General features: G+C 74.5%; 18 protein-coding genes. 4 read left to right on the top strand and 14 right to left on the bottom strand.

Annotated elements, in window-relative coordinates; all coding sequences use genetic code 11:
* The first annotated feature begins 22 nt into the window (after positions 1 to 22).
* The 3 genes from CCO04_RS01735 to CCO04_RS01725 all read left to right on the top strand — a co-directional run bounded on the left by CCO04_RS01735 (position 23) and on the right by CCO04_RS01725 (position 4,447).
* On the top strand, positions 23 to 1,558 hold the full coding sequence (locus CCO04_RS01735) for a hypothetical protein (RefSeq protein WP_252372593.1): 1,536 nt from the start codon (positions 23 to 25) through the stop codon (positions 1,556 to 1,558).
* A gap of 80 nt (positions 1,559 to 1,638) precedes the next feature.
* Complete coding sequence (locus tag CCO04_RS01730) at positions 1,639 to 3,699, top strand: glycosyltransferase (RefSeq protein WP_215812362.1); 2,061 nt, start codon at positions 1,639 to 1,641, stop codon at positions 3,697 to 3,699.
* A 1-nt stretch (position 3,700) separates the two neighbouring features.
* Complete coding sequence (locus CCO04_RS01725) at positions 3,701 to 4,447, top strand: PIG-L family deacetylase (RefSeq protein ID WP_215812361.1); 747 nt, start codon at positions 3,701 to 3,703, stop codon at positions 4,445 to 4,447.
* A 9-nt stretch (positions 4,448 to 4,456) separates the two neighbouring features.
* On the opposite strand, the gene CCO04_RS01720 is transcribed toward CCO04_RS01725, so the two are convergent.
* Positions 4,457 to 6,487 (bottom strand): molybdopterin oxidoreductase family protein, encoded by a 2,031-nt coding sequence (locus CCO04_RS01720; RefSeq protein ID WP_252372592.1) that lies wholly within the window; start codon positions 6,485 to 6,487, stop codon positions 4,457 to 4,459.
* 188 nt (positions 6,488 to 6,675) lie between these two features.
* On the opposite strand from CCO04_RS01720, the gene gdhA reads away from it, so the two are divergent.
* Positions 6,676 to 8,013 (top strand): NADP-specific glutamate dehydrogenase, encoded by a 1,338-nt coding sequence (gene gdhA, locus CCO04_RS01715; RefSeq protein WP_215812888.1) that lies wholly within the window; start codon positions 6,676 to 6,678, stop codon positions 8,011 to 8,013.
* Between the two features lie 18 nt (positions 8,014 to 8,031).
* On the opposite strand, the gene CCO04_RS01710 is transcribed toward gdhA, so the two are convergent.
* From CCO04_RS01710 to CCO04_RS01650, 13 genes are all read right to left on the bottom strand, one after another.
* A complete protein-coding gene (locus tag CCO04_RS01710) occupies positions 8,032 to 9,522 on the bottom strand; it encodes an MFS transporter (RefSeq protein WP_215812360.1) in 1,491 nt (496 codons plus the stop codon).
* Positions 9,523 to 9,625: 103 nt separating this feature from the next.
* Positions 9,626 to 10,261 (bottom strand): response regulator transcription factor, encoded by a 636-nt coding sequence (locus CCO04_RS01705; RefSeq protein WP_215812359.1) that lies wholly within the window; start codon positions 10,259 to 10,261, stop codon positions 9,626 to 9,628.
* Positions 10,258 to 11,370 (bottom strand): sensor histidine kinase, encoded by a 1,113-nt coding sequence (locus CCO04_RS01700; RefSeq protein ID WP_215812358.1) that lies wholly within the window; start codon positions 11,368 to 11,370, stop codon positions 10,258 to 10,260. Before CCO04_RS01700 ends, CCO04_RS01705 begins: the two co-directional genes overlap by 4 nt.
* 28 nt (positions 11,371 to 11,398) lie before the next feature.
* A complete protein-coding gene (locus tag CCO04_RS01695; protein WP_215812357.1) occupies positions 11,399 to 11,974 on the bottom strand; it encodes a hypothetical protein in 576 nt (191 codons plus the stop codon).
* Between the two features lie 41 nt (positions 11,975 to 12,015).
* Positions 12,016 to 14,031: a hypothetical protein gene (locus tag CCO04_RS01690; RefSeq protein ID WP_215812356.1), complete on the bottom strand. Its 2,016-nt coding sequence runs from the start codon at positions 14,029 to 14,031 to the stop codon at positions 12,016 to 12,018.
* Positions 14,028 to 14,729 (bottom strand): ABC transporter ATP-binding protein, encoded by a 702-nt coding sequence (locus tag CCO04_RS01685; RefSeq protein WP_215812355.1) that lies wholly within the window; start codon positions 14,727 to 14,729, stop codon positions 14,028 to 14,030. The genes CCO04_RS01690 and CCO04_RS01685 overlap by 4 nt, the downstream gene beginning before the upstream one ends.
* A gap of 161 nt (positions 14,730 to 14,890) precedes the next feature.
* Positions 14,891 to 15,439: a GNAT family N-acetyltransferase gene (locus CCO04_RS01680; RefSeq protein ID WP_215812354.1), complete on the bottom strand. Its 549-nt coding sequence runs from the start codon at positions 15,437 to 15,439 to the stop codon at positions 14,891 to 14,893.
* Positions 15,436 to 17,409 carry a penicillin acylase family protein gene (locus CCO04_RS01675; RefSeq protein ID WP_215812353.1) on the bottom strand — a complete coding sequence of 658 codons (1,974 nt, stop codon included), beginning with the start codon at positions 17,407 to 17,409 and terminating at the stop codon, positions 15,436 to 15,438. The genes CCO04_RS01680 and CCO04_RS01675 overlap by 4 nt, the downstream gene beginning before the upstream one ends.
* Positions 17,406 to 19,673 carry a GNAT family N-acetyltransferase gene (locus CCO04_RS01670; RefSeq protein ID WP_215812352.1) on the bottom strand — a complete coding sequence of 756 codons (2,268 nt, stop codon included), beginning with the start codon at positions 19,671 to 19,673 and terminating at the stop codon, positions 17,406 to 17,408. Before CCO04_RS01670 ends, CCO04_RS01675 begins: the two co-directional genes overlap by 4 nt.
* Complete coding sequence (locus tag CCO04_RS01665) at positions 19,670 to 20,974, bottom strand: lysine N(6)-hydroxylase/L-ornithine N(5)-oxygenase family protein (RefSeq protein ID WP_215812351.1); 1,305 nt, start codon at positions 20,972 to 20,974, stop codon at positions 19,670 to 19,672. Before CCO04_RS01665 ends, CCO04_RS01670 begins: the two co-directional genes overlap by 4 nt.
* Complete coding sequence (locus tag CCO04_RS01660) at positions 20,971 to 22,428, bottom strand: aspartate aminotransferase family protein (protein ID WP_308281099.1); 1,458 nt, start codon at positions 22,426 to 22,428, stop codon at positions 20,971 to 20,973. Before CCO04_RS01660 ends, CCO04_RS01665 begins: the two co-directional genes overlap by 4 nt.
* 96 nt (positions 22,429 to 22,524) lie before the next feature.
* Positions 22,525 to 22,884 (bottom strand): hypothetical protein, encoded by a 360-nt coding sequence (locus CCO04_RS01655; protein WP_215812350.1) that lies wholly within the window; start codon positions 22,882 to 22,884, stop codon positions 22,525 to 22,527.
* 5 nt (positions 22,885 to 22,889) lie between these two features.
* Complete coding sequence (locus CCO04_RS01650; RefSeq protein WP_215812349.1) at positions 22,890 to 23,642, bottom strand: hypothetical protein; 753 nt, start codon at positions 23,640 to 23,642, stop codon at positions 22,890 to 22,892.
* Positions 23,643 to 23,661: the final 19 nt, after the last annotated feature.

Raw genomic sequence — 23,661 nt, 5'->3', positions numbered from 1 at the left:
ACCCCCGAGGGAGGATGACGTCATGCCCGCACCGGCCCGGCGTCTCGGAGCGCCCCGGAGCACCTACCTCGCCGGTGTCCTCGTCGCCGCCGGCGTCGCCGCGCTGGCCCGGCTGCCGTTCCTGAGCCGGCCCCTGAGCGCGGACGAGGCGGGCTACTGGCTGCTCGCGCGGGACTGGTCGCCCGGCTCGTCGCTGTACGGCGACTACTGGGTCGACCGGCCGCCCCTGCTGCTCTGGCTCTTCCGGCTCGGCGGCGAGCTCGGTGGGGCGAGCCTCCCGGTGGACGGGCTCACCGTCCCGGGCGTGCGCTGGGTCGGGGTCGTCGCGGCGGCCCTGACCGTCGTGCTGACGGGCCTCCTCGCGGCCCGCGTCGAGGGCCGGCCGTCGCTGCTCGCTCCGGTGCTGGCCGCGGCGCTGCTCTGCTCACCGCTGCTGGGCATGCCCGAGGCCAACGGCGAGGTGCTCGGCATCCCGTTCGTGCTGCTGGGGCTGGCGGTCCTGGTCGGCACGCTCGGGGCACCCGCCGGGCGTCGTACGCTCGCGCTGACGGCGGTCGCGGGCGGGGCCGGCATGGCGGCCGCCCTGGTGAAGCAGAACCTCGTCGACGCCCTCGTCTTCGGGGTCGTCGTGCTCGTGCTCTCCCACCGCGACGTCGACCGGATCGGCCGGCGGCTCGCCGCGCTCGCCGCGGGCGCCCTCGCCGTCCTCGGTACGGCGCTCGCCGGCGCCGCCGTCCAGGGCACCACCCCCGCCGAGCTGTGGGACGCCGTGGTCACCTTCCGGATCGAGGCCTCCGCCGTGATCGGCTCGTCCGCGTCGGCGGCCACCCCCCAGCGGTTCGGCGAGGTCGCGGTCGCGTTCGTCGTCAGCGGAGCGGCCGCCGTGCTCCTGGCCACCGTGGCCGTCGTCGGCCGGAGGATCGCCGGCCCGGGCCCGCGGGCGGTCCCCGTGGCCGCGCTCGTCCTGGTGGCGTGGGAGGTCGTCGGGGTCGTGGGCGGCGGGAGCTACTGGCTGCACTACCTGACCGGGCTGCTGCCCGGGCTGGTGCTGCTGGTCAGCGTCTCCCGGGCGCCGGTGCCCGCCGGCCCGGCCGCGCCCGCGATCCCCGCCCGGACCGCCGCCCGGACGGTCGTCGGCGCCTGCGTGACGCTGGCCGTCGTCTCGGCCGCGATCGCCTGGGGGCACCAGGTGCGCACCCCGCACCGGATCGATGCCGATGCCCGGGCGGAGACCTGGCTGCGCGCCCACGCCGACCCCGGCGACGGGGTGGTGGTCACGTTCGGCAACCCCCAGGTGGTCGCCGGCAGCGGGCTGCGCAGTCCCTACCCGCACCTGTGGAGCCTCCCGGTGCGCGTCCGCGATCCCCACCTGCGCACGCTGCAGCAGGTGCTCGACGGCCCGGACGCCCCGCGCTGGATCGTCGTCTCCGGGCACGAGGTGGCGACCTGGGGCGTCGACCCGACGGCCGCGCGGCGGGTCGAGGACCACCTGCACCGGGCCTACGTCGAGCGCGCGGGCTTCGGCGTCCTGCACGTGTGGGAGCGCCGCGCGCCCTGACCCTGCGGCTTCATCTTCGCTTCATCGAGGAACTCCTACGGTCCGGGCATGCGCACCGTGATCCCACCGGACGGCCCCGCATGAGCCCGCGGGCCTGGGGCCGGCTGCGGTTCGCGGCGTCGTGGCTCGTGGCGCTCGGCCTGGTCGTGGTCGTCGTACCGCGGGCGGTGAACGTGTCGTGGACGGGCGTCCTGCCGGTGCTGCTCGCGATCCCCGTCCCGGCCGTGCTCGGCCTGGCCGGGCTGTGGCTGCTCGGTCTCTACGTCCACTCGTTCGTGCTCACCGCGGCGGCGCCGAGCCTGACCCACCGCCGTGCGCTCACCCTCAACGTCACCGGCAGCGCGGTGGCCAACGTCATCCCGCTCGGTGGTGCGGCCGGCGTCGAGCTCAACCGCCGCATGATGAAGGCCTGGGGCATCAACACCCGCTCGTTCACCGGCTACACGCTGCTCACCAACCTGTGGGACATCGGCGCCAAGCTGCTCCTCCCCCTCGTCGGGGTGCTCGCGCTGACCCGGGCCGGCGAGGCGGTGCTGCCGCCCCTGCGCGATGCGGCGCTGATCGCCTCGGGCGGGTTCGTGCTGCTCGTGGCGGCGGCCGGGGTGCTGCTGGCGACGTCCCGCGGGGCCGGGCTGATGGGCGGCGCGCTGCACGACGTACGCCGGGAGTGCACGGCCCTCATCGCCCGCGGCTGGATGCGGATGTCCCTCGGGATCACCGGGTACGTCGCCCTCCAGTGCCTGCTGCTCGGCCTCTGCCTCCACCTCACCGGCGCCGGTACGACGCCCGCCGACGTGATCGCCGGCTTCGCGGTCGAGCGCCTGGTCACGATCGTGCCGGTGACCCCGGGCGGGATCGGGCTCGCGGACCTCGGCCTCGCCGGCGTGCTGCTCGCCCTCGGCGGCGACCCGGCCGGGGTGGCCGCGGCGATCGTGCTCTACCGGCTGTTCGTCTTCGCCGTGGAGATCCCCGTCGGCGGCGGTGCCCTCGGCCTGTGGCTGCTCGGGCAGCGCCGGAGCGCACGGCGCTCGGCCACGCCGGGTCTCGAGCTGCGCAGCGGCCCGGTCCGCCGCGTCGCCCACGTGACCGACGTCTTCCTGCCCCGGCTGGGCGGCATCGAGACCCACGTCGACGACCTCGCCCGCCACCAGCGCGCGGCCGGTCTCGACGCCGAGGTGCTCACCCCTCCGGTCCCGGGCGCCGTCGCCGATCCCCCCTGGGTACGACGAGCGCCCGTGCGCGAGGCCCGGCGCGCCGTCCGCGAGGGCCGGTACGACGCGGTGCACGTCCACGTCTCGCTGTTCTCCCCCTACGGCCTCGGTGTCGCCCGCGCGGCGGCCGCGGCCGGCGTACCGACGCTCGTGACCGTGCACTCCCTGTGGACCGGCGCCGGTGGGGTCGTCCGGCTGGCAGCGCTGGCCTGGCTGCGCCGCTGGCCGGTCGCCTGGTCGGCGGTGAGCGAGGCCGCGGCACAGGTGTGCCGCCGGGCGCTGGGCGGCGCCGAGGTCGCCGTCCTGCCCAACGCCATCGACGTGGATCGGTGGCGCCCCGGACCCGCGGCCCTGGGGGGTGCCGCGGACCACCCGGTGGTGATCGTGAGCGTGATGCGGCTGATGCCGCGCAAGCGCCCACTGCAGCTGCTCAAGATGTTCCGGGAGGTCCGCCGACTGACCCCGGGACGCGACGTCCGGCTGGTCGTCGTGGGCGACGGGCCGCTCTGGGGGCGGGCCGATCGCTACGTGCGCCGGCACGGGCTGAGCGACTGCGTGACGATCACCGGCCGGGTCAGCCGGCGCGACGTGCGCGACGTCCTGCGGACCGCGTCGCTCTACGTCGCGCCGGCACCACGCGAGTCCTTCGGGATCGCCGCACTGGAGGCCCGCTGCGCGGGTCTGCCGGTGGTGGCCCACCGCGGCAGCGGGGTCACCGAGTTCGTCCGGGACCGGGTCGACGGGCTGCTGGTGCACGACGACGCCGAGATGGCCGTCGCGCTCGCCGACCTGGTCCAGGACGACGGGATGCGGGCGCGGATGGCGGCGCACAACCGCCGGGTCGCCCCGCCGCTCGACTGGTCGGACGTCCTGGAGCGCACGTCGACGCTCTACGGCGCGGCCGTCGTACCGGTCGCGGTGGGGGCCTGAGGTGACCACGATCGTCTCGCTCCACGCGCACCCCGACGACGAGGCGCTGCTGACCGCCGGCTGGTTGGCCCAGCGCTCGGCCGCCGGGGACCGCGTCGTCCTGGTCTTCGCGACCGACGGGGACGCCGGGCTCGCGGCGGCCGCCCAGCACGGCGACCTCGGCCGGACCCGTCGCGGCGAGGCCGCCGCGTCCGCGCAGGCGCTCGGCGCCGCGCGCGTGGTGTGGCTCGGGTACGCCGACTCCGGCATGGCCGGCGCACCGACCGCCGGCTCCGGCCGGCTCGCGGACGCCGGCGTCGACGAGGTCGCCCAGGCCCTCGCCGCCCTGCTCGACGAGGAGGACGCCGACCTCCTCACCGGGTACGACGACCGCGGTGGCTACGGCCACCCCGACCACCTGCAGGTGCACCGGATCGCCCGCCGCGCCCAGGACCTCGCCGTCCGGCGACCGCTGCTCCTGGAGGCGACGATCGACCGCACCTGGCTGGTCCGCCTGCTCCGCGTCGCGCGTCCGCTGGCGAGCCGGCTGCCGGGGCTCACGCTGCCCGGCGACGACATCTACTCCGCCCGCACCCCGGCGCTGCTGCGCATCGACGTGCGGGACCGGCTCGCGGCCAAGCGGGCCGCGCTCGCCGCGCACGCCTCGCAGGCGGGCGGGGGTGTGCGGACGATCCGCCTGCTGCTCGCCCTGCCGCGGCCGCTGGCCCGCCGGCTGCTGGGTGTCGAGTGGTTCCTGCGCGTGCCCTGACCGGGACGCTCAGCCGATGACCTCGGCCGCGCACACCTTGAACTCCGGCATCCGGCTCGACGGGTCCAGCGCGTCGTTCGTGAGCCGGTTGGCGCCGACCCAGTGGAAGGGCACGAACACCGTGTCCGGGCGGATGGTCATGACCACGCGGGCCGGGGCGGTGAGCTCGCCGCGACGGGTCCGGACGACGACCGGGCCGCCGTCGGTGGCGCCGACCCGCTCGGCGAGCAGGGGGTGGAGCTCGACGTACGGGCCGTCGTCGGGCAGCGAGCGGATCCGCCGGGTCTGCGCGCCGGACTGGTACTGCGCGAGCACCCGGCCCGTCGTCAGGTGCACGGGGTAGTCGGCGTCCGGCTGCTCGGCGGCGCCGGCGTGCTCGGCGACGACGAACCGGGCGCGGCCGTCGGGCGTCGCGAAGCCGTCGGCGAACATCCGTGGGGAGCCCCAGAAGACGCCTCCCTCGGCCCGGATCCGGTCGTAGGTGATGTCCGAGTAGTCGGCGCGGCCGCCCGCCGAGGCGCGGCCCAGCTCGGCGAAGACCTCCTCGGGGTCGGTCGCGAACGGGACCGGGGCGTCGAGTCGCGCGGCCAGCCCGGCGATGACGTCGAGGTCGCTGCGCACCCCCTCGGGCGGAGTGATCGCGCGCTGGCGCAGGACCACGCGGCCCTCCAGGTTGGTCATCGTGCCGGTCTCCTCGACCCACTGGGTCACCGGCAGCACGACGTCGGCGAGCGCGGCGGTCTCGGACATCACGAGGTCGCAGACGACGAGCAGGTCGAGGGCCTCCAGGCGCCGCGTGATGTGGGTGGCGTTCGGAGCGGAGACCACGATGTTGGACCCGTGCACCAGCAGCGCCCGCGGGCCGCCGGGCGTCCCCAGCGCGTCGAGCAGCTCGTACGCCGAGCGCCCCTTGCCCGGCAGCGACGCCGGGTCCACGCCCCACACGGCCGCGACGTGCGCGCGGGCGGCGGGGTCGTCGATCATCCGGTAGCCGGGCAGCTGGTCGGCCTTCTGGCCGTGCTCGCGGCCGCCCTGGCCGTTGCCCTGGCCGGTGAGGCAGCCGTAGCCGGCGTACGGGCGGCCGGGCATGCCGAGCGCGAGCGCCACGTTGATCCAGGCCAGCACCGTCGCGGTGCCCTGGGCGTGCTGCTCGGCCCCGCGGGCGGTCAGCACCACGACCCGGCCGGCGCCCGCGAGTAGGTCGGCCAGCGCACGCACCTCGTCGCTCGCGACGCCGGTCACCCGCTCGACCCGCTCGGGCCACCACGCCGCCACCGAGCGCCGTACGGCGTCGAAGCCGGTGGTGCGCGTGGCGACGTACTCCTCGTCGACCGCACCCGCCGCGTCGAGCAGGTGCAGCACGCCCAGGGCGAGCGCCAGGTCGGTGCCCGGGACGGGCTGCACGAACAGGTCGGCCCGCTCCGCGGTCGGCGTCCGCCGCGGGTCGACGACGACCACCCGGCCACCGCGCTCGCGGAGCCGGTCGAGGTGGCGCGCGGCCGGCGGCATGGTCTCGGCGAGGTTGGATCCGACGAGCACCACCACGTCGGCCTGCTCGATGTCGGCGAGCGGGAACGGCAGCCCCCGGTCGATGCCGAACGCCTGGTTGGCCGCACTCGCCGCAGAGCTCATGCACCACCGGCCGTTGTAGTCGATCTGGCTCGTGCCGAGCGCGACCCGGGCGAGCTTGCCGAGCTGGTAGGCCTTCTCGTTGGTCAGCCCGCCACCCCCGAAGACGGCGACCGCGTCGGCGCCGTGCTCGGCCCGCAGCGCGCGCAGCCGCCCGGCGACGAGGTCGAGCGCCTCGTCCCAGCCGGCCGCGCGGAGCGTGCCGGTGGCCCGGTCGCGGACCAGCGGGGTGGTCAGCCGCTCCCGGCTGCCGCGCAGCTCGCCCGCCGTCCAGCCCTTGCGGCACAGGGCGCCCTCGTTGACCGGGAACTCCTCCCAGGCACGCACCTCGATGCCCGCGCGACCGGCGCGCGCGACCCGCATCCCGCACTGGAGGCTGCAGTAGGGACAGTGGGTCTCGGTCACGCTCATGGGGCCATTGCACGGCGCCCCGATTTCGGGACCGCGAGCGCTGGGTGCACCCCCGCGTCAACGTCTCCTCACGGTCTCACGGGACGACCCGGCGTCGGCGGCCTCCGCCGGCGATGAGAACCTGTCCCTTCTCGGAGAACCGCCACCAACCCCCCGTGGCCGCGTCTGAAGGAGTGCTCGTGACCGCCCTGAACCCCACCTTGCAGCCGATCTTCGACGAGATCCTGGCCCGCAACCCCGGCGAGACCGAGTTCCACCAGGCCACGCGTGAGCTGCTCGACAGCATGGATCCCGTCGTCCGCCGGCACCCGGAGTACACCGACGCCGCGATCATCCGCCGCATCTGCGAGCCGGAGCGCCAGATCATCTTCCGGGTCCCGTGGGTCGACGACGCCGGCCAGGTGCAGCTCAACCGCGGCTTCCGGGTCGAGTTCAACTCGGCGCTCGGGCCGTACAAGGGCGGCCTGCGGTTCCACCCGTCGGTCTACCTCGGCATCGTGAAGTTCCTCGGCTTCGAGCAGATCTTCAAGAACGCGCTCACCGGCATGCCCATCGGCGGCGGCAAGGGCGGCTCGGACTTCGACCCCAAGGGCCGCAGCGACGCCGAGATCATGCGCTTCTGCCAGTCGTTCATGACCGAGCTCTACCGCCACATCGGCGAGTACACCGACGTCCCCGCGGGTGACATCGGCGTCGGCGGCCGCGAGATCGGCTACCTCTTCGGCCAGTACAAGCGGATCACCAACCGCTACGAGTCGGGCGTGCTCACCGGCAAGGGCATCGGCTGGGGCGGCTCGCTCGTCCGCACCGAGGCGACCGGCTACGGCACGGTCTACTTCGCCAACGAGATCCTCAAGGCCCGCAAGAGCTCGTTCGAGGGCAAGACCGTCGTCGTCTCGGGCTCGGGCAATGTCGCGATCTACGCCGCCGAGAAGGCCATCGAGCTCGGCGCCACCGTCGTCGCGTGCTCCGACTCCAGCGGCTACGTGGTCGACGAGAAGGGTCTCGACCTCGATCTCCTCAAGGAGGTCAAGGAGGTCCGCCGCGAGCGGCTGTCGGCGTACGCCGAGGCGCGCGAGTCGGCCCGCTTCGTCGCCGACGGCGCCGTGTGGGACGTCCCCTGCGACATCGCGCTCCCCTGCGCCACCCAGAACGAGCTCGACGGCGACCACGCGCTGGCCCTGGTCCGCAACGGCTGCACCGTCGTCGCCGAGGGCGCCAACATGCCCTGCACCCCCGAGGCCGTGAAGGTCCTCACCGAGGCCGGCGTCGCCTTCGCCCCGGGCAAGGCCGCCAACGCGGGCGGCGTGGCGACCAGCGCGCTGGAGATGCAGCAGAACGCCTCGCGCGACTCGTGGACCTTCGCCCACACCGAGGAGCGCCTCGAGGAGATCATGGTGGGCATCCACGCCCGCTGCCTCGAGACCGCCGACGCCTACGGCGTGCCCGGCAACTACGTCGCCGGGGCCAACATCGCGGGCTTCATCCAGGTCGCCGACGCGATGCTGGCCCTCGGCGTCATCTGAGGCCGGGCCGCACCAGGCTCACACCCCGGTGTACGTGCGTCCCCGGCGCACGTACACCGCCCAGGTGACCAGCGCGCACAGCGCGTAGAACGCGGTGAACACCGCGAAGGCGCTCTTGGTGGCGGCCAGCGGCTCGCTCACCCACGGGCTGTTGAACGTGATCGGGATGAGGAAGCCGCCGATCGCGCCGACGGCGCCGATGATCCCGACGGCGGCGGACGACGTACGGGTGCCGTCGAGGAGGGCGAGCTCGCGCTCCGGGCTGCCCGCGGCCGTGGCCCGCACCGCGTCGGAGCGGTGGATCGCCGGGATCATCTTGTACGTCGAGCCGTTGCCGATCCCGGTGCACGCGAAGACGACGAGGAAGACCCCGAGGAACAGCGGGAAGACGTCGGCGTTGGCCTCGACCGCGGCCACCTGGGCCTCACCCGCCTGGGCCGGGATCGGCGTGAGCAGGCTCAGCGTGCCGAGGATCCCGATCGTGCCCAGCACCAGGCCGCCGAAGGCGATCAGCGTGACCCGGGCACCGCCGAAGCGGTCGGCGAGGTAGCCGCCGAACGGCCGGGTGACCGAGCCGACGAGCGCGCCGAGGAAGGCGTAGTAGGCGAAGTTGATGCCGGTCCCCGGTGCGCCCGGGCCGGCCTGGTGCCAGAAGTTGAGCTTGATGAGCAGCGGCATCGCGGCGGAGTAGCCGATGAACGAGCCGAACGTGCCGATGTAGAGCAGCGCCAGGACCCAGGTGTGGCGGTGCCGGACGACGCCGATCTGCTGGCGGACGTCGGTGCGGGCGTTGGCCAGGTTGTCCATCCGGAAGCAGGCGGCGAGGACGGCGACCACGGCCAGGCCGGCGTACGCCCAGGCGGCGCGCTCGAGGTGGACGCCGCCCGCGCTCGCGGTGACCAGGCCGAACAGTCCGGCGCCCCCGACGAGCACCGGCAGGAACAGCTGGATGATCGCGACGCCCAGGTTGCCGCCCGCCGCGTTGAGGCCGAGCGCGGCGCCCTTGAGGTGGGCGGGGTAGAAGAAGTTGATGTTCGCCATCGAGCTCGCGAAGTTGCCGCCGCCGAAGCCCGCGGTCGCCGCGATCACGCAGAACACCCAGTAGGGCGTGCTCGGCTGGGTGACGAACCACGCGAACGTCAGCGTCGGCACGAGCAGCAGCGCGGCGCTGACCATCGTCCAGTTGCGCCCGCCGAAGCGGCCGACCGCGAGCGTGTAGGGCACCCGGATCAGCGCGCCCACGAGGTTGGGGATCGCGACCAGGAAGAACAGCTGCTGCGGCGAGAACGTGAAGCCCTGGGCCAGCAGGAACGCCGAGCTGACGCTCCAGATCAGCCACACCGAGAAGCCGAGGTGCTCGGCGAAGATCGACCAGACCAGGTTGCGCCGGGCGATCGGGGCGCCGGTGGACTCCCAGAACGCCGGGTCCTCGGGGCGCCAGTCGTCGATCCACCGACCGCGGCGGCGGGCCGGGGCGAGCAGATCGGTACGTGGGCTGGTGATCGTCATCGGGACTCCTGCGGTCGAGCGACTGGTCGCCCTCAGCCTGAGGCGGCTCCGTTTCGCCCTGCGGCGCCCGCGGATGTCGTCAGGTCAACTCCTGCTCACGGGCTCACGCGTCCATCAGGCCGGACTCCCACGCCCGCGCCGCGACCTCGACCCGGTTCCGGGCGTCGAGGCGCTGCTGGATGCTCGTCAGGTGGGCCTTCACGGTGCCGAGCGCGATGTGGAGCTCGGCGCAGATCTCGGCGTTGGTGCGCCCCCGCGCCACCAGCCGTACGACGTCCAGCTCGCGGGCGCTCAGGTCGGGCAGCGGCCGCCCGGTCCGGTGCGCCTGCCCGCGGGTGCGCTCCAGCAGGGGGACCGTGAGCTCGGGGCTGATCAGCGCGTCACCGGCCGCGGCGGCGCGCACGGCGGCGACCAGGAGGGCGGGGCCGGAGTCCTTGAGCAGGAAGCCGTAGGCGCCTGCGGCGAGCGCCTGGTCGACGTACTCGTCGTGGCCGAAGGTGGTCACCACCACGACGTTGGTCAGCGCACCGACCTGGGCGGCGACGTCGAGCCCGCTGAGCCGCGGCATCCGGATGTCGAGCAGCGCGACGTCGGGCCGCAGCCGCCGGATCGCCTCGACCGCGGCGACGCCGTCGCCGCACTCGGCGACGACCTCGATGTCGTCCTGGGCGCCGAGGATCATCGCGAACCCGGTCCGGACCATCTCCTGGTCGTCGGCCAGCACCACCGTGATCGTCATGGGCCCTCCCGGGGCAGGATGAGCTCGGTCTCCCAGGCGCCACCGGGCGCTGCTCCGGCGCGCAGCGAGCCGCCGAGCAGCTCGGCGCGGTGCCGGACCCGGGCCAGGCCGGAGCCGTTGCCGGCGCCGACCCCGCCGGCGGCGACACCGTCGTTGCGCACCAGCAGACGGATCCCCTCGGGGTCCATGGTCCGGTCGAGCCGGACCAGGACGACGGTCGGCCGGGCGTGCCGGTGCACGTTGGTCAGGCTCTCGGTCAGGGCCCGCTGCAGCACCGCACCGGCGGCTCCGGGCGCCTCGGCGGAGCCGGGCAGGTCGATCTCGACGTCGACCCGGGCGTCGGTGGTCGTCGCGAACCGCTCGGCCACGTCGTGCAGCGCGGCCAGACCGGCGCCGGGGGCCGAGGCGGGTGCCTCGCCGGACTGGGCGACCAGTGCCCGGATCTCGCTGAGCGCCTCGTGCGCGGAGCGCTCGATCCGGGCCAGGGCCTCGGCGGACCGGGGATCGGACGAGACCGCGCCCGCAGCCTGGGCGAGCACCACGATGCCGGTCACCTCGTGCGCGACGAGGTCGTGCAGGTCGGCGGCCATCCGGGCCCGCTCCTGGGTCCGCATCAGCTCCGCGGCGGCGGCGACCCCTTCTTCCTGGGTGCGCACCAGGGCGCCGATGGCGAGGCTGACGGTGCAGGCGGTGAGGCTCGCGAGCATGAGCAGCGGGCCGATGCCCTCGTACCAGAGGCCCACGGGCTGCCCGACCGCGAGGAGGACGGTCAGCCCCACCAGCAGCCGGTCGGCCGGGCCGCGCTGGCGCCAAGCACCGACGCCGGTCAGGAGGACCAGGCCCCAGGTGAGCGTGGCGCTCCACATGCCGTCGAGGGCGAGCACGGTGCCGAGGGCGGCGGCGAGGACCAGCCCGGCGGCGTACCAGCCGCGGGCGAGGGGGCGGCGCTGCGGACGGCCGACCCAGGCGCCGATGGTGAGCTCGGCATCGACGTGGAACGCCGTGCCGAGCACCATCGCGAGCAACACCAAGGGGTCCGCCCACGCGACGAGGTCGAGGAGCAGCACCAGCGGCAGCGGAACCACCACCAGCCGGCGCAGCCTCGTCATGTCCGTCACCCTACTGAGCCGGGGCGGCTCAGCCGGCCATCCGGACGTCGCGGCTGATCAGCTCGACGAGGACGCCCTTGGGCACGGCCGTGGCCTCGCCGACGAGGCTCTGGCCCGGCAGGGACGGCGCGGTGACCGTGCCGAGGTCGGGGCCGCCCTGGGTCGTGACGGTGACCTTGCCGCCGGAGAAGCGGGCGTGGAACGCCAGCTCCTTGCCGTCGACCGTCGCCCGCGAGCTGTAGGAGCCGTCGGGGTTCTCGATCGGCTTGCCCGCCCCCGGGTAGGGCAGGGTGAGGAACACCCGGACCCGGCCCGCCCGGTCCTTGTTCAGGTCGAGGTTCTGCACGAGCAGCTGGGCGGACGCGCCCTGCTCGGCGGTGTCGATGTCGACGTACGCCGTGGAGACCTCGTCGTTGTTGCGCGAGACGACGTACGGCCGGCCGCGCAGGTTGACGTGGGTGACGTCGGCGCCGGGCAGCGCCTTCTCGACGCGCTCGGTGAGGTCGTTGGTCAGGGAGCGGGCACTGGCCTGCTCGGCGACGGCGACACCTCCGACGAGGACGACCGGGACGGCGAGGCTGGCGATGATGGGCATGATGCGCATGGTTCTTCCTTCTCTGGTTGGGTTTCTTGCTTCTTGGGGGTTCAGGAACGGGCGACGGCGAGCAGCAGCGGACGGCTGCAGCGCACGGCCAGCAGGACGCCGGCCAGGCCGATCGCGGCGGTGAGGGCGAGCATCCCGACGCCGGAGGCGGAGACCCCGCCGCCCTGGAGGGTGAGCGGTGCGGCGGCGAAGATGCCGGCGCCGGTCGCGAGGGCGGTGCCCACCACGACGGGGACCAGGCTCTCCAGGGTCCGGGCCCGGTCGAGGACGGTGACCGGGACGCCGGCGTGCCAGAGCCGGCGGTAGGTCTCGCGCCGGTCGAGCGTGGTGGCGGCGACCGTGATCGCGGTGGCCGACGCGGCGACGAGGAACGAGGTGAGCAGCACGACGAGGGCGGCCACGGCGAAGTCCTCGGGGAACTGCGCGTCCCGGCTGGCGACGTCCGCGCCGCTCGCGGCGGGAGCCCCCGGGAACGCGGCGGCCAGCGCGCCCCGGGCCTGGTCGGCCGCGGCGGGCGCCGTGGGCAGCCGCACCTGGAGGGTGGTCGTCTCGGTCCCGGCGGCCGAGACCGCCCACAGGACGTCGGGGTCCCCGACCCGGACGGGCAGGTCGAGACCGGCGGTACGGAGGGCGTCCTCGGCACGATCGGCAGCGGCCCGGGCGCCGTCCGCCGGGACGACGACCTCGTAGGTACGGGCCGTTCCGGTCCCGAGGTCGCCCGCACCGGCGACCTGGAACAGAGCCAGGAAGCCCGCGACGAAGGCGGCCAGCACCACACCGGACACCACCCGCCAGACCGCACGGGGGTCGTCGAGCACCCGGCGGGCGGCGAGCAGCAGGCCCGGTCCGCGACCGCGGGCGAGGACCAGCATGATCCGGCCGAGCAGCGTCACGACGAGCGGACCGATCACGTTGAGGACGCCGAACAGGCCGGCGAACACGATCATGACCAGCACCAGGCTCGCACCGTCGCTGCGGGCGACCTGGCTGAAGACGACGACCACCAGCGCGGCGACGGCGACCCGCCACCAGCCGGGGCTGCGCGGCGTGTGGGCCTGGACGACGGCGAGCGGGTTGCGCAGCGCGGCGCGCAGCGTCGGGGCGGCGCTGGCGGTCAGCAGCAGACCGGCGCCGGCGACGAGGCCCAGCCAGGCGATCGCGTCGAGCCGCAGGTCGCCGGTGCGGAACCGGCCCCCGCCGACACTCACCCGGGCCACGAGCGGGGTCAGCGCGAACGTGACGAGCCAGGCCGCGGCGGCACCGGTGACGACGACGAGCCCGACCTCCAGGGCGAGGCAGCGTCGCAGCAGACCCGCCGGGGCGCCGGCCAGGCGCAGGGCGGCGAAGCGCTCCGAGCGGCGCCGGGCGCCGAGGCGTACGGCGGCACCGCCCAGCGTGAGCACGGGCACCACGAGCAGGACGGCCGCGATCCAGCCGAGGGCGACGTACTGGGTGCCCTCGGACTCCTCACCGGACGCCGTCCCCGCGAACCCGTCGATCCGGGTCGGCGCGACGAGCGTGCCGTGGGCGACGGGGTCCTGCCAGATGGGGGTGTCGCGCAGCGTGCGCACCGGGACGCCGACGACGGCGACGAGCTGGTCCGGTCCGGCGACGGCGTCGTCGCCCAGCGTGACGGCCCCGGCGTCCTTTCCACCGAGGGCCGCGGCCTGGGCCGGACGGTCGGCGAGCAGCGCCCGGAGCGCCGGCGACCACGCGGCCTGTCCCGGCGCGGGGAATGCCCGCATGCCCGGCGGCACCGGCAGGTCCGCGGCGTCCGCACCGGGCAGGGCCGCGAGCCGGACCACCTGGACCGGGCGGCCGTCGACGTACGTGGTGCTGAGGGACTGCACCGCGGTCGCGGAGTCCGCGGCGGCGGCCGCGGGCCGGGTCCAGTCGGCACGGTGGTCGCGCTCGGACAGCCCCTGGATCGCGCCCAGCGTCAGCGCGACGACGGTCAGCGCCAGGGCGACGGCGAGCACCGACAGGGCCAGCGTCTGCCGGTCCCGGCGGCCGCCGCCGAGCAGCAGCCGGCGGCTGAGGTCCAGCGCGGGGCTCATCGGACCGCTCCGTCGCGGAGCGTCACGACGCGGTCGCAGCGCGCGGCGATCTCGGGGTCGTGCGTGACCACGACGAGCGTGACGCCGGTGGCACGCTGCGCGTCGAGCAGCAGCCCCATCACCTGCTCCCCCGTACGACGGTCCAGCGCCCCGGTCGGCTCGTCCGCGAACAGCACGGTCGGCCGCGGCACCAGCGCGCGAGCGATGGCCACCCGCTGCTGCTGGCCGCCGGAGAGCTCACCAGGCCGCCGCTCCTGCAGGCCGTCGAGACCGAGCGGCGCGAACATCGCAGCCGCCGCGGCCTGCGCCTCGCGGGCAGGACGCCCCTCGAGGAGCAGCGGCAGCGCGACGTTCTCGACCGCGGTCAGCTCGGCGAGCAGCTGCCCGGACTGGAACACCATCCCGAACGTGCCCCGCCGCAGCCGGGCCCGCTCCTCCGCGCCCGCCTTGGCGACCGCGACCGGGGCACTGCCCGCAGCGGCGAGGACGACCTCCCCCGCGTCCGGCACCGCGATCCCGGACAGGACGTGCAGCAGCGTCGTCTTGCCCGACCCGGACGGACCGGTCAACGCGACCGACTCCCCCGACGCGGCGGCGAAGTCGACGCCGCGCAGCACCTGCTGGTCGCCGTACGAACGAACGATGCCGCGGGCCCACAGGGCGGCCGGCGGACGGGGCGTGATCTCCTCGAAGCTCATGCCGATGACGTTAGGAACGCCGGCAGGTGCGGCCCATCGGCCGTTGGTCCACGCTCTGGTGGAGGCCCTCGGCCGTTCGGCCTAGGGGCACACCCCACCCTTCACCCCCGCCGAAGTGCGTGGGTTGCTGGTCCGAGATCGGGATCTCGGACCAGCAACCCTCACACTTCGTGGACCAGACCCCGGGCGAGGTCGAGCGCCCGCTCCCGGTCGAGGAAGAAGAACTGCGCGGGCTTCTCCGAGATGCTCGTCCGCAGGTCCACCAGCGGCCCCCGCTCCGCGCCGAGCCGCTCCATGAGCCCGACGGAGGCGATGTTGCGGGCGTCGGGCTCGAAGACGATCCGGCGGCAGCCGGGCAGGTGCGCGACGAAGTCCATGCCGGCCGCGAGCACCTCGGGCGTGCGGCCGGCCCGGTGGTGGTCGTCGGCCAGGAGCAGGTGGACGCCGACGTCGCCGGGGCGGCGCTCGTACCACTCGCCGATCTCGTCGACCGCCGGGTCATAGGTCTGGAGCAGGCCGACGGGGTGGTCGTCGAGCACGAGCAGGTACGCCGCGAGGTGCGGCTGCTCGGCGATGTAGGTGTAGACGTGCGCCACGGCCTCGACCGCGTGGTCGGCCATGCCCCAGAACGCGGCCCGTGGTGCGCTCACCCAGGCGTGCAGCAGCGCCGCGTCCTCGGCCGGTACGACGGGGCGGATCGTGACGGTCACAGGGGCTCCTTGATCGGGACGGTGCCGCCGGCGGCCCAGACCGCCTGCTGGTCGTGGTGGTACGGCGACGCGGGGTCGCCGGAGGCGCCGAGCGGCACCACCCAGCGGCTCTCGCCGGCCAGGTCCCAGACGTAGCGGGCGACGGGCCCGTGCACGCACGCACCGGTGCCGCCGAGGGCGCGGGCGGCGAAGACGCAGTCGTCGTCACCGGGGACGGCGACCGAGGGGATCGGCTCGGGCGCGGGGAGGCCGAACTGCTGGTGGGGTGTGAGCGGCACGATGACGTGCTCGATGCCCCATGCCGTCGGGGGTTCGGGCCGCGTGGCGACCTGGTCGAGAGCGACCGCGACGACCTGGAGGACGTCGATGCCGAACGGCTTGTCCGTGGCCAGGATCGCCGGCAGGCACAGGCGGAGCCGGCCGCGCAGGTCGAACCACGGCGCGAACAGGTCGCCGTAGGGGGAGCCGTCGACACCGCGCAGCAGGGGCGCGTCGTGCAGGCCTTCGACGACGGCGGCACGCACCGCGGCGAAGAGGGCAGCGTCGACGCTGTCGGTGGCCATCGTCCGGTCCCAGGCGAGCAGCCGGTCGCGCAGCGCGGCCGCGGGGCCGGTGAGGTCGACGAGCGTGGCGACGGTGTCGAGCAGCGCCGCACCGGCGTTCTGCCGGACGTCGGCGAGCACCGCGGCGGCGCCCTCGACGTCGATCGGGCCGGCGGAGAGGCGCTCGCGCAGGAGCGCGCGGATGCGGGAGGCCCGGTGCGGTGGGGCGAAGTCGCTGCCGACCCGGGCGAAGTCCGGCGTGGCGCGGTCGTTGGCGGTCACCAGCAGCGGGCCGGTCCGCCGTGGCAGGTCGGTGACCCAGCCGGTCCAGCGGCCGTCGGGCGCGCGCTCGGGGATCCGGCCCGCGACACGGTGCTCGACCGCGCCGTGCACGTCGGCGACGAGCAGGTTGTCGACCGGGCCGACCCAGTGGCCGGTGAAGGCACCGGTCACGTCGGCCGCGGTCCGCGCCCGCAGCAGCGGCAGGATCGCGTCGAGGCCCAGGTCGCCCAGCACGTACGCCGGCGTGCGCAGGCTGAACGTCTCGGCCTCGCCGGGGCCACCGATGACGACAGGTCCGCGCTCGGTGACGAGCACCTCGACCTCGTGGACGTCGTAGGTGCTCTCGCCGGTGCGCACCCGGACCTGCTCGACCCGGCGACCGACCGGCTCCCACCCGGCGGGACCGCGCGCGATCACCGTGCCGTTGCGGCGCTCCAGCTCCTCGACGGCGATGTCCTCGTCGTCGGCGACGGCGTTGGTGATGCCCCAGGCGACCGCGCCCGCGTGGGCGAAGTGCTGGACGCCGGGGACGCCGGCGAACGTCAGCCCGCGGACGTCGAAGGAGTCGTCGGGGTCGGTGCAGACGAGCCGCACCTGGGCGTAGCAGCCGGGCGCCTCGATCACCCGGTGCGGGTCGCCGGCGAGGATCGGCAGCCCGCTCGCGGTGAGCGTGCCGTCGACGACGAAGGCGTTGCTGCCGCCGGGCAGGCCCTCGGCGCGGAACAGCTCGACCCACTCGGGCCCGGCGGTCGCGGCGAGGTGACGGCGCCAGAGCTTGCTCGGGAAGCCCGAGAACAGCAGGTGCTGCGCGGCGAAGACCGCGAGCGGCGTCCACGGGTGCCAGCGCCGCTCCAGGACCTCGTTGACGCCCTCGACGTAGGCGTCGACGAACGCGCGGCTCTCGGCCGACAGCGCGGCGTACGCGCGCCGGGCGATGTCGGGCAGCAGCGCCCGGCGGGCCAGGACGTCCCACTCGAGCGCGGCCGCGCCGAACACCTCGGCACACGTCCCCTCGCCGCGGCGGCGCTCGACGTCGAGCTGCCAGGCCCGGTCCTCTGCGGTCGCCCGACCCTGGGCCCGGGCTACTGCGAGCACGGAATCGCCCACCACGTGGGGGATCCCGTGCTCGTCGCGCGTGATCGTCATGGCGCGACCGCGACCGGGTTGGCGAGCGTGCCGGCGAAGATCAACGACTCCGCCTGATCCGTGAGGTCGACCATCTGAAGAGTGTTGCGCAGCTGGAGCCGGTTGAGGCAGCTGTGCCGGAACTCCGGCCGGAGCAGGTCGTAGCGTGCCGCCGCCTCGGCCAGCTCGGGGTGGTCCGCGGCGTGCTCCTCGATCGTGGCCCGGGCGATCGCCCAGAACTCCGTCTCGGGGAGCATCCCGTCGTCGTCCAGGATCGCGGCGACGAAGCGCAGCACGCCGTCGAAGACGTCGGTGTGCACGGCGAGCGCCTTGACGTCGTCGGGGAAGGAGCCGCGGATCCGCTCGACCTCGGCGGGCAGCGGCAGGTCGCCCATCACGGCGACCTCCTCGCCGATGTCCTTCATGAACGCGCCGACCGGGACGTGGTCGCGCAGCCGCAGCAGGAGGTTCTCGCCGTGCGGCATGAACGCCAGGTCGTAGGCGTGCAGGCAGTGCACCAACGGGCGCAGGTAGGCCCGCAGGTAGGCGCGCACCCACGTCGCCGCGTCCACGGGCGAGGCCTTGATCCACGCCGTCACCAGGGCGTCGCCGTCGGCGTCGCGGTGCAGCAGCGCGGCCATGGTGGTGAGCTGCTCCCCCGCGGGCGTGCGCGGGACCGGGCTCTCGCGCCACAGCGCCGCGATCATCTTCCGGTACGGCGACGGCCCGGCCGTGCGGTGGAAGGCATCGCCTGTGTAGCCGATCGCCGCCAGCTCGCGCAGCACCTCGAAGCCGCACCCGCGCAGCTCGTCGTCGGCGTGCACGACCGAGGCGACCCAGTCGTTGATCGCCGGCGTCGCCGCCATGTAGGCGGGCGAGAGCCCCCGCACGAAGCCCATGTTCTGGATCGCGAGCGCGGTCTTCACGTAGTGCCGCTCGGGCCGGCTGCCGTTGAAGAACGTGCGGATCGACTGCTGCGGGTGGTGGTCGTCCTCGCCCTCGCCGAGGTGGACGAGGTCGCGCCGGGCTACATCGGGCGCGAACGTGATCGCCAGCTTGTGCTGCCACTGCCAGGGGTGCACGGGCAGGTAGCGGTAGTCGGCCGGGTCCAGGCCGAGCCCGCGCAGCCGCTGCGCGAAGCGGTCGCGGACGGACGGCGCCAGCTCGCCATCGTACAGGGCGGCCTCGGTGCCGTCGGCCGCGAGCGAGAGCGGCGCCAGCGCGCGCCGGGCGGCGAGCCAGTGCAGCCGCACGGGCTGCCCGGTCTCGGGCGCGTAGGCGCGGTAGTCGTCGAGGGAGAACCCGATCCGCCCGTTGTTGGCGACGAACGCCGGATGTCCCTCGGTCATCGCCGACTCCAGCTCCTGGTAGCCGGCGTCGACCAACCGCGCGACCGGCACCCGCCGGTGGCGCAGCTTCCAGGTGCCCGCGGCCAGCGTGGCGGCGAGCTCCTCGAGATAGGTCGGCAACAGCTGGTCCGGGATCCCCAGCGCGGGCGCCAGCTCGGCGACGAGCTCCTGGGCGTCCGGGGCGGCGACCGCGCCGTCGCGGTGCCGCTCGATCGAGGCAGCGTCGACGACCCAGTGGTCGAGCAGGTGCCGCCGCGCCGCGAAGGTGTACGACGACGGGCCGGCCACCACCCGCCAGCGGTCCTCGCCCGGCACCGGCGTCGGCACGACCAGCCGCTCGTGCGCGAACTCCCCCAGCGCCTTGGCCACCAGGTGCCGTTGCGCGCGGTCCATCAGCTCGGGCGTCAGGTGGTCCGCCCCGGTCGCGGCGGCGAACGCCTCGCGGGTGCAGGCCGAGAGCATGCTGGTCTTGGCCTCCAGCGCGACCTCGCGCAGCTCGACGAAACCGGCCGCGACGTTCTTGGCGCGGATGGCGTCGTTGCGCACGTCGGGCTCGACCACGACCCGGCGCACGGCCGGATCGGCGAAGCAGTGCGCCACCACGGCGGTGAACACCCGCGTGGTGAAGCCTGGCTCGGGCTGCCCGACGGGGGGTGCGACGAGGACGTGCATGCCCAGGTCCCCGTCAGCGATCTCGGGCAGCCCGGCCAGGGGCGAGAAGGCCGGGTCGTAGGTCTCGGCGAGGAACGCCGGGCGCCCGTCGACCCGGCCCAGCCAGGCGTGGTGGTGGGCATTGGCCGCGATGCCGTCGTACTCCTCGCGGACGTCGTCGCGGCTCGCGCCCTGCATCATCCAGTAGACCGAGCGGGGGTGGGTGACCCACGCGTGGAGCAGGTCGAGGTCGCGCTCGACGTCGACCGGCTCGATCGTGATCACGACACGCTCCGCAGGTGGTCGGGGACGCCGAACGTCTGCACGGCGATCCGCTTCTCGACCGGGTAGACCTCGCGGCCGAGCATCGCGGCGAGGATCACCGAGTTGCGGTAGGCGCCCATCCCGAGGTCGGGCGCGAGCAGCGAGTGGGTGTGCTCCTCGGCGTTCTGGACGAAGATCTCGCCGCCGCGGACGTCGACCGAGTAGTCGCCGGCGACGTCGTAGCGACCGCGCTCGTCGTACCGGATCCGGTCGCGGACGCCGTCGAGGAAGGCCGGCTGCGTGGGGGCGTATCCGGTCGCCAGCACCAGGCCGCCCGTGCGCAGGCCGAACCTCTCGCCGGTCTCGGTGTGGAGCAGGTCGAGCTCGCTCCCGCCGCGCCCGGACAGCGGCCGGACACCGGTGACCTCGGTGTTGGTGAGCAGCGTCGTGCGCGGGCCGACACCGGTGACCCGCTGCTGGTAGTGCTGGTCGAAGATCGCGTCGACCAGGTCGCCGCTGATCCCCTTGAACAGGTGGCGCTGCTCGCGCGCCAGCCGGTCGCGGGTCTCCAGGGGCAGCGCGCGGTGGTACTCGCCGTACTCGGGCGAGGTCATCTCGAGGGTGAGCTTGGTGTACTCCATCGGGAAGAACCGCGGGCTGCGCGTCAGCCAGACCAGCTCGTATCCGTGCTCGGGCGCCTCGGCCAGCAGGTCGCTGTAGATCTCCGCGGCGCTCTGGCCGCTGCCGACGATCGTGATGGTGTCCTGCTGCTGCAGCGCGGCCTTGTGGGCCAGGTAGTCGGCCGAGTGGGTGACCGTGCTGCCGTGGCGCAGCAGGGGGCGCAGCGGCTCGGGTACGCGCGGCGACGTACCGATGCCGAGGACCAGCCGCCGGGTGCGGAAGGCGTTGCCCGTCCCGCTGCGCACGACGTACGCCGACCCGTCGTGCTCGACGGCGGTGACCTGCTCGCCGTACCGGACGCCGTCGAGGCGGTCGGCCGCCCAGCGGCAGTAGTCGTCGTACTCGCGGCGGAGGGGGTAGAAGCTCTCCCGGATGTAGAACGGGTAGAGGTTGCCGGTCTCCTTGAGGTAGCTGAGGAACGACCAGCGCGAGGTCGGGTCGGCCATCGTGACGAGGTCGGCGAGGAACGGGACCTGGAGCGTCGCGTCGTCCAGCAGCATCCCGGGGTGCCAGTCGAAGCGGTCCCGGGCCTCCAGGAAGACGCCGTCGAGGTCGTCGCTGCCGCGCAGCGGGTCGGCGAGGCAGGCCAGGCCGAGGTTGAACGGGCCCAGGCCGATGCCGACGAAGTCGTGCGTGATCACCGCGCCGCCTCCAGCACCGGCTGGGGCGCGAGCCGGGCGCCGGTCGCGCGGACGAGGTCGAGGATCCCCGTGATGTCCTCGACCGTCGCCATCGGGTTGAGCAGCGTCAGCTTGAGGTGCTGGATGCCGTCGACCTTCGTGGCCGCGACCATCGCCCGGCCCGAGGCGTAGAGCTCCTCGCGGATCGCGTTGTTGAGCGCCGCGCTGCGCTGGTCGTCGAGCGCGGCACCGCGCGGGACGTAGCGAAAGACCAGGGTGCTCAGCTCGGGCGCGGCCGCGAACTCCAGGTCGTCCGCGTCGCGGTGGGCGTCGTGGACCGCGGTGGCGAGGTCGATGACCGCGTCGACGTACGCGCCGACGAGGTCGGGACCCATCGTCCGCAGCGTCACCCAGAGCTTGAGCGCGTCGAAGCGGCGCGTGGTCTGCAGGCTCTTGTCGACCTGGTTGGGGTTGGTCGCCTCGCGCGGGTTGAGGTAGTCGGCGTGCCAGGTCGCCGGGCGCAGCGTCGCCCGGTCGCGCACGATGATCGCGCTCGACGAGACCGGCTGGAAGAACGTCTTGTGGAAGTCGATGGTCACCGAGTCGGCGCGCTCGATGCCCTGGAGCCGCTCGCGTCGCGTCGGCGAGACCAGCAGGCCGCCACCGTAGGCGGCGTCGACGTGGAGCCACGCGTCGTACGCGAGGGCGAGGTCGGCGATGGGCTCGAGCGGGTCGATCGCGCCGAAGTCCGTCGTACCGGCGGTGGCGACGATGGCCATCGGCCGCAGGCCCAGCGCGGTGCACGCCACGAGCGAGCGCTCCAGCGCCACCGGGTCGAGCCGGTGCCGCTCGTCGGTCGGCACGCTCACCACCGACTCGTCACCGAGCCCGAGCAGCCGCGCCGACTTCTGCACCGAGAAGTGGCTCTCGGCCGACGCCAGGATCCGCAGCCGCTCGGCCGGGACCCGCTCGTGCCGCCCGCGCGCCAGCAGCAGGCCCTGGAGGTTCGACTGGCTGCCGCCGCTGGTGAACACCCCGTCGGGGTCGCTCCCCTCGCCGTACCCGATGCGCTCGGCGGCCCACTCGACCAGCCGCCGCTCGATGAAGGTCCCCCCGACGCTCTGGTCGAAGGTGTCCATCGAGCTGTTGACCGACGCCACGAACAGCTCGGCCAGCAGCGCCGGCACGACGACCGGGCAGTTGAGGTGCGCGGCGTACGACGGCTCGTGGAACCACACCGCGTCGTCCAGCCACAGCCGCGACATCTCGTCGAGGACCTGGCCGGTATCGGCCAGCGGCCGGTCGAGATCGACCGCCGCGACCCGCGCGGCCGCATCGGCCGGCGTCGCGCCGGTGGCCGGTCCGGCCACCCCCTTGAGGTGGCGCAGCAGGTGGTCGAGACCCTCGCCGAGGGAGGACGCGTAGTGGTCGGCGTGAGCGGGGTGGAAGACGTGGTGCAACGGGAGCTGGGGCACGACAGGCTCTCCTAGTCCGAGATCAGGTAAGCCTTACCTAAGCAGCATCGCGGGGTGGCTGTCACCCCCGTCCCGGGTGCTGAGCATCACAGGCCGTCAGCGGACGAGCTCGTCCTCCACGACGTCCTCGCCGGGGCCCACGACGGCGCTCGCGGGGATGGCGTAGCGCTGGCAGAACGTCGCGGCGTCCAGGCCGAGCAGGGCGGTGCGCAGCTCCAGCAGCCGCTCGGAGATCAGGCGCTCGCCGGTCTCGGGGAAGGTCGCGACGACCGTGTCGTCGTCGCGGCGGAGTACCTCGATGAGCGCGCGCTGCTTGACCCCGAGGTCCCAGAAGCCCAGCGAGACCACGTAGGCGACGACCCACCCGACGCGCCACCGGACCCGGTCCTCGCGCGTCGTCGGCGCGTCGTCGAGCCGGAGGACGAACCAGCGAGCAGCCACCTGCGCCGTCTGCACCGGCCTCACACCCTTCTCAACCGGCGTTCGAGCCGCGCGAGGATCGCCTCGTCCTCGAGCTCCGCCTCCCGGAGCCACTCCGCGTCGCGGTCGGGGGACGGCGTCGGCCAGCGCAGGGGCGGGAGCCCTCTCGTCTCGCACTCGACATCGACGTAGTACTCGTGGGAGTGGCCGAGGTCCCCGAGCCCCGTGAGATCCGGTGCACCGGTGGGCTCGCCGCGGGCGCACCGGTGGCGCTCCTCCAGCGGCCACATCCGCTCGAGGACGCGCCGTTCCACCGGCAGCAGATCGGCGTCCCGCGCCACCAGCACCCGCGCGAGGGGCTCGAGACGTCCCACGGAGGTGAAGTACCCCACGGCCAGCGGAAGCTCGCCGAAGTCCCAGATCTTGCGGTCCTGCCGGCCCTGCATCCGGCGCCGCACCCAGGCCTCGGCGTCGCCGGCCGCAACGCCCGTAGGGTCGTGGAGGCGAAGCATGCCCAGCGCCAGCATCTGGACGAAGAGGTCACGGTCACCGAGCGCCGTCCGGTACGCCGCGAGGCCGTCAGCACCGCGCAGCTGGGCGAGTCCCTGCAGGGCCGTGGCGCGCTCCGAGGACGGCGCCTTCACCGTCCGCTCGACGATCGGGGCGAGGACGGCCTCGGACCGCCGGCCACCGACCTGTCCCAGCCGCGACAGCAGACGCTCCCGGTCGAACCCGCGCGCGAGCGGGAGGACCGCGAGGAGCCGAGACTCGAGGTCCGGGTCGGGCGAGCGCATCGCCCGACCCTAGCCCGCC

Source organism: Pimelobacter sp. 30-1 (assembly GCF_018831735.1).
Lineage (GTDB): Bacteria > Actinomycetota > Actinomycetes > Propionibacteriales > Nocardioidaceae > Nocardioides.
The sequence above is the reverse complement of the archived record's forward strand: the minus strand, read 5'-3'. Positions and strand labels throughout refer to the sequence as shown.

What these genes read in the sequence shown, in the direction of transcription:
- CCO04_RS01705 (WP_215812359.1), bottom strand. Translation starts at nt 10,261, where the DNA reads ATGACGATCACGGTGGTGCTGGCCGACGACCAGGAGATGGTCCGGACC.
- CCO04_RS01650 (WP_215812349.1), bottom strand. Translation starts at nt 23,642, where the DNA reads ATGCGCTCGCCCGACCCGGACCTCGAGTCTCGGCTCCTCGCGGTCCTC.
- CCO04_RS01720 (WP_252372592.1), bottom strand. Translation starts at nt 6,487, where the DNA reads ATGAGCGTGACCGAGACCCACTGTCCCTACTGCAGCCTCCAGTGCGGG.
- CCO04_RS01695 (WP_215812357.1), bottom strand. Translation starts at nt 11,974, where the DNA reads ATGCGCATCATGCCCATCATCGCCAGCCTCGCCGTCCCGGTCGTCCTC.
- CCO04_RS01730 (WP_215812362.1), top strand. Translation starts at nt 1,639, where the DNA reads ATGAGCCCGCGGGCCTGGGGCCGGCTGCGGTTCGCGGCGTCGTGGCTC.
- CCO04_RS01700 (WP_215812358.1), bottom strand. Translation starts at nt 11,370, where the DNA reads ATGACGAGGCTGCGCCGGCTGGTGGTGGTTCCGCTGCCGCTGGTGCTG.
- CCO04_RS01675 (WP_215812353.1), bottom strand. Translation starts at nt 17,409, where the DNA reads ATGACGATCACGCGCGACGAGCACGGGATCCCCCACGTGGTGGGCGAT.
- CCO04_RS01685 (WP_215812355.1), bottom strand. Translation starts at nt 14,729, where the DNA reads ATGAGCTTCGAGGAGATCACGCCCCGTCCGCCGGCCGCCCTGTGGGCC.
- CCO04_RS01690 (WP_215812356.1), bottom strand. Translation starts at nt 14,031, where the DNA reads ATGAGCCCCGCGCTGGACCTCAGCCGCCGGCTGCTGCTCGGCGGCGGC.
- CCO04_RS01735 (WP_252372593.1), top strand. Translation starts at nt 23, where the DNA reads ATGCCCGCACCGGCCCGGCGTCTCGGAGCGCCCCGGAGCACCTACCTC.
- CCO04_RS01710 (WP_215812360.1), bottom strand. Translation starts at nt 9,522, where the DNA reads ATGACGATCACCAGCCCACGTACCGATCTGCTCGCCCCGGCCCGCCGC.